General features: G+C 29.3%; 4 protein-coding genes. 1 reads left to right on the forward strand and 3 read right to left on the reverse strand.

Features of this window, described 5'->3' with window-relative positions; all coding sequences use genetic code 11:
* Nucleotides 1-283: 283 nt before the first annotated feature.
* Both bioA and bioD read right to left on the reverse strand, forming a co-directional pair.
* On the reverse strand, nucleotides 284-1,582 hold the full coding sequence (gene bioA / locus ACQCX0_RS00380; protein ID WP_462562062.1) for an adenosylmethionine--8-amino-7-oxononanoate transaminase: 1,299 nt from the start codon (nucleotides 1,580-1,582) through the stop codon (nucleotides 284-286).
* 77 nt (nucleotides 1,583-1,659) lie between these two features.
* The gene (gene bioD / locus ACQCX0_RS00385; protein ID WP_462562063.1) at nucleotides 1,660-2,283 is read right to left on the reverse strand and encodes a dethiobiotin synthase; all 624 of its coding nucleotides are present in this window, start codon (nucleotides 2,281-2,283) and stop codon (nucleotides 1,660-1,662) included.
* 155 nt (nucleotides 2,284-2,438) lie between these two features.
* On the opposite strand from bioD, the gene bioB reads away from it, so the two are divergent.
* On the forward strand, nucleotides 2,439-3,452 hold the full coding sequence (gene bioB, locus ACQCX0_RS00390; protein WP_462562064.1) for a biotin synthase BioB: 1,014 nt from the start codon (nucleotides 2,439-2,441) through the stop codon (nucleotides 3,450-3,452).
* Nucleotides 3,453-3,463: 11 nt separating this feature from the next.
* Here bioB and ACQCX0_RS00395 read toward each other — a convergent pair whose 3' ends face one another.
* Entirely contained in the window at nucleotides 3,464-4,126 is a 663-nt protein-coding gene (locus ACQCX0_RS00395; RefSeq protein ID WP_462562065.1) for a S24 family peptidase, read from the reverse strand.
* Nucleotides 4,127-4,181 lie beyond the last annotated feature (55 nt).

The raw sequence follows: 4,181 nt of genomic DNA on the forward strand, positions 1-4,181 counted from the left end.
TTTTTAATCTATTATCAATATTTAATACTTTTTTTTCTATTCTTTGTATAGGCGTAGAATTAGACTTACTCTTAGTAGGGGACAAATTAGCCTTAGCATAATTGCTAAATACATAACCGCTAAATATTATAATACTGCTCAATAAAATGATATATTTTTTCATCTTTTCCTTTATATAAGGCTTTATCTTTTTATCTATATTCTTTCATCTCTTCCTTTATAAAAGAATTCATATCCTTTTATAAAAAACCTATTATATATTATCTTGACTACTTGTGCAAGTTTATTTAAAAAAATTCTCTAAAATTTTATAGATTATTTTATAAGTATTACGCAAGGTAGTTTTTGTAACCGCTAAATTCGGCATTAAATAAAAGCTGTTTCCTAAGGGTCTTAGTAATAATCCGGCTTTTAGGAAGGCTATTTTTAATTCTTCTGCGGATTTACTCCCATATTTATTTTCTATATTTAAAGAAAAAGCGGCAATAAGTCCGTTATATCTGAATTTTCCTAACATTTTTAAAGGTTTTAAATTAATAAGAGTACTACTTTGCACTAAACTTAAATCTTTAATTCTATCTTGAGATTTTTTTTGCTCTAATAAATTTATAGAAGCAAGTGCCGCAGCACAAGCTAAAGGATTAGCAGTATAGGAGTGTCCGTGTAGAAAAGCTTTCTTGATATCATTATCTAAAAAGGCTTTATAAATATACTCCTTAGTAATAGTTAAAGCAAGAGGTAAAAAGCCTCCGGTTAAACATTTAGACACACAAACAATATCTGGCAAAACATCAATTTTTGTACAGGCAAATTTCTCACCTAATCTATAAAATCCGGTCATAACTTCATCAAAAATTACAATAATCCCTTTAGCTTGAAATAATTTTACTACTTTTTGTAAAAAGTTCTCAGAACACATCTTCATGCCGTTTGCACCTTGAACTAGTGGTTCTACAATAAAAGCCACTATTTTAGTATGATTTTCCTCTAAATATTGTTTAATATATTCTAGAGATTTATCTTCTTTATCTTTTTGCCAATTATCTTCTAAAAAAGTTTCAGGATAAGGTATAAAATCTACTTTGAATAGTAGTTTTGCAAACGGATTATAGAATCCTGAAGACTTCCCCACAGCCATTGCCCCAAAAGTATCTCCGTGATATCCGCCTTCAAAAGCTACAAAGATGTCTCGCTCTTCCCCTTGATGTTTAAAATATTGATAAGACATTTTTAGGGCAATTTCCACTGCGGTAGAGCCATTATCAGAAAAAAAAACCTTAGCTAAAAACGGTAGGTAATTAAGCATTTTTTCTGCTAAATCCACTGCCGGTTTATGGGTAAATCCTGCAAAAATTACATGCTCTAAAATTTTTGCCTGTTTGTAAATTTCTTTACTAATGTAAGCATTAGCATGTCCGTGTAAATTAACCCACCATGAGGAAATTAAATCTAAATATTTATGACCCTCAGTATCATATAAATAGGCACCTTTTCCTTTAATAATAGGTATATTCTCTTGGGTTGCCCCTTGAGTAAAAGGATGCCAAATTAATTCTTTATCTTTGGTAAACCAAGCTTGCATTTACTATCTTTCTTCACTTGGGATAAATAAAATAATCATCAAAGATACTACCTTAAATTCTACACCGAACTCTGCACTTAGGTTTGTGCCAAAAACTTAGGTATTGCAATAGCAGCCAAAGCTTCTTTATTAAGTTTAGTTAAATACGGAAAATTATACACATTTTCTATTTTAGAAAAATTCTGAATAGTTTCAACTAACTTATAATTATGAAGTTCTCCATTTAAAATAACCCCTAATATTGGTATCTGATTAGCCTTTAATACTTCAATACTAAGCAGAGTATGATTAATAGTACCAAGCAAAGTATTTGCAACTAAAATTACTGCTACCTTAAAATATTTTATTAAATCTAACATAGTTTGCTTGTTATTGAGTGGTACTAAAATTCCGCCGGCTCCTTCTATTATAAAATTTTTAGAACTTATCTTCGGCAGTACTATATTCTCTAAAATAATTTCTTGCTTGTTATCAATTGCCGCAAAATGAGGAGATATTCCCTTATCAAAAGAATAAATAGGTGGGAAAACCTCTTTAGAGGTTAGCTCATACACACGCTGATAATCCCCCTCCGTACTCTTAAATCCTGTTTGAATAGGTTTAAAATAACTTGCAGTTAAGTGAGAAGTTAACCAAGCACTTATTAGCGTTTTCCCGACATCAGTACCTGTTCCGGTAATAAAAATAGTAGTTTTTTTCATAGTAAATTGTCTTCAAAAGTTTTATCTTCACAAATATCTATTATTATTCATATAATACTATAGTTAGTATTCAAATGCTATAATTAAACTTAAGTTACGGTATCCGTATACTTAATATCGATAATATAAAATTACTATTAGGAGGTTAAGAAGAAATGTCTGATTCATTAAGCGTTGTAGTAACTAGTGCTACACATAAAAGTATAAAGGATACTAAGAATATGTCTCACTCATTAAGATATAATTGGACTAAACAAGAAGTTCTTAATCTATATAAATTACCTTTTTTAGATTTAGTATATCAAGCTCAACAGATTCACCGAGAATTTTTTCTGCCTAATGAAGTACAAGTTAGTACCCTTTTATCTATCAAAACCGGAGGATGTCCTGAGAATTGTAAATATTGTTCCCAATCAGCCAGAAATAAAACCAATATAGAAAAAGAATCTTTAATTAATTTAGAATTGGTACTTACTAAAGCTAAGCAAGCTAAAGCTGCAGGTGCAAGCCGTTTTTGTATGGGAGCAGCACTTAGAGGACCAACTAACCGGCAACTGGATAAAATTATTCCTATGATTAAAGAAGTAAAAGCACTTGGTATGGAAACTTGTGTAACTCTAGGGTTATTAAACCAAGAACAAGCTATCACCTTAAAAGCAGCTGGATTAGATTTTTATAACCATAATATTAATACTTCAGAAGAATTTCACGAAGAAATAGTAACCACTCATACTTTTACAGATAGACTTACCACTATAGCTCATGTACAAAATGCTGGTATAAAGGTCTGTTGCGGAGGAATTGTAGGACTTGGAGAAACTAAAGAAGATAGGGTGAGTATGTTGGTAAAACTTGCCAATTTTTCCCCGCATCCCCAGAGTGTCCCTATTAATGCCTTAATTGCTATTAAAGGAACTCCTTTTGAGGATAACCAAAAAATTGATAACTTTGATTTTATCAGGGTAATTGCCCTTGCTAGAATCTTAATGCCACAATCTTTTGTTAGATTATCAGCAGGACGTGATGATATGTCGGAAGAAACTCAAGCATTATGTTTTATGTCTGGTGCAAATTCTATTTTTTACGGAGAAACTCTTCTAACTGCTAAAAATCCTACACCAGATAAAGACAGAACTCTATTAGAAAAACTTAGTATAAAAACTATTTAATTTTAGTATATTTAGTATAATCTTTTAATACTAAATAAAACTTTACCGATAAGCTTGAATTTTACATCTTTTTCTATATCAATCTCAAAGGAATCATATTTAGTATTAGTAGAAATAACTTTTACTATATTATGAGCTTTATACTGTAACAATTTTATTAGTATAGTTTCATTATATTGAATCACATAAAGTGCCTCTGATATTTGTTTATGGTTATAGTTTTTAATAAACAATATCGTATCCTTATCATAAATAATAGGTTCCATTGAATGACCATAAGCCTTGATAGCAAATATATTTTTTATATCAATATTAGATTCTTTTTTGAAAAATTTAGCATTTAGTTTTAGAAAATCATAATATTTCTCATACAATACTATATTATTACCGTTTCTTATATTCTTTTCATAATAAGGAATCTTAATACATTCATCCATATCATTATTATTTTGAGAACTCGGTAATAAAAAGAAAGCTTCAATAGGAATATTAATAACATCACAAATCTTCTTTATAGTATATAAATTAGGAATAAATTTTCCTGTTATCCATCTACTAATATTAGCTTGACTAGTATTAATAGCTTCTGCTAAACTACTTTGGGAATTATTAAATTTTTCTTTTAATATTTTTTGTAATTGGTTTTTTATCTGTAAATCAAATTCTTTTTCCATTTGTAACCTTTTTATACATTAATGTAAATAAATATTGACATAGATCGGAAGAGCG

The sequence above is a fragment of the Candidatus Hepatincolaceae symbiont of Strigamia maritima genome, assembly GCF_055505085.1.

Bases quoted from the DNA above. Each gene is read 5' to 3' on its own strand.
- bioA (WP_462562062.1), bottom strand. From the start codon at position 1,582: ATGCAAGCTTGGTTTACCAAAGATAAAGAATTAATTTGGCATCCTTTT.
- bioD (WP_462562063.1), bottom strand. From the start codon at position 2,283: ATGAAAAAAACTACTATTTTTATTACCGGAACAGGTACTGATGTCGGG.
- bioB (WP_462562064.1), top strand. From the start codon at position 2,439: ATGTCTGATTCATTAAGCGTTGTAGTAACTAGTGCTACACATAAAAGT.
- ACQCX0_RS00395 (WP_462562065.1), bottom strand. From the start codon at position 4,126: ATGGAAAAAGAATTTGATTTACAGATAAAAAACCAATTACAAAAAATA.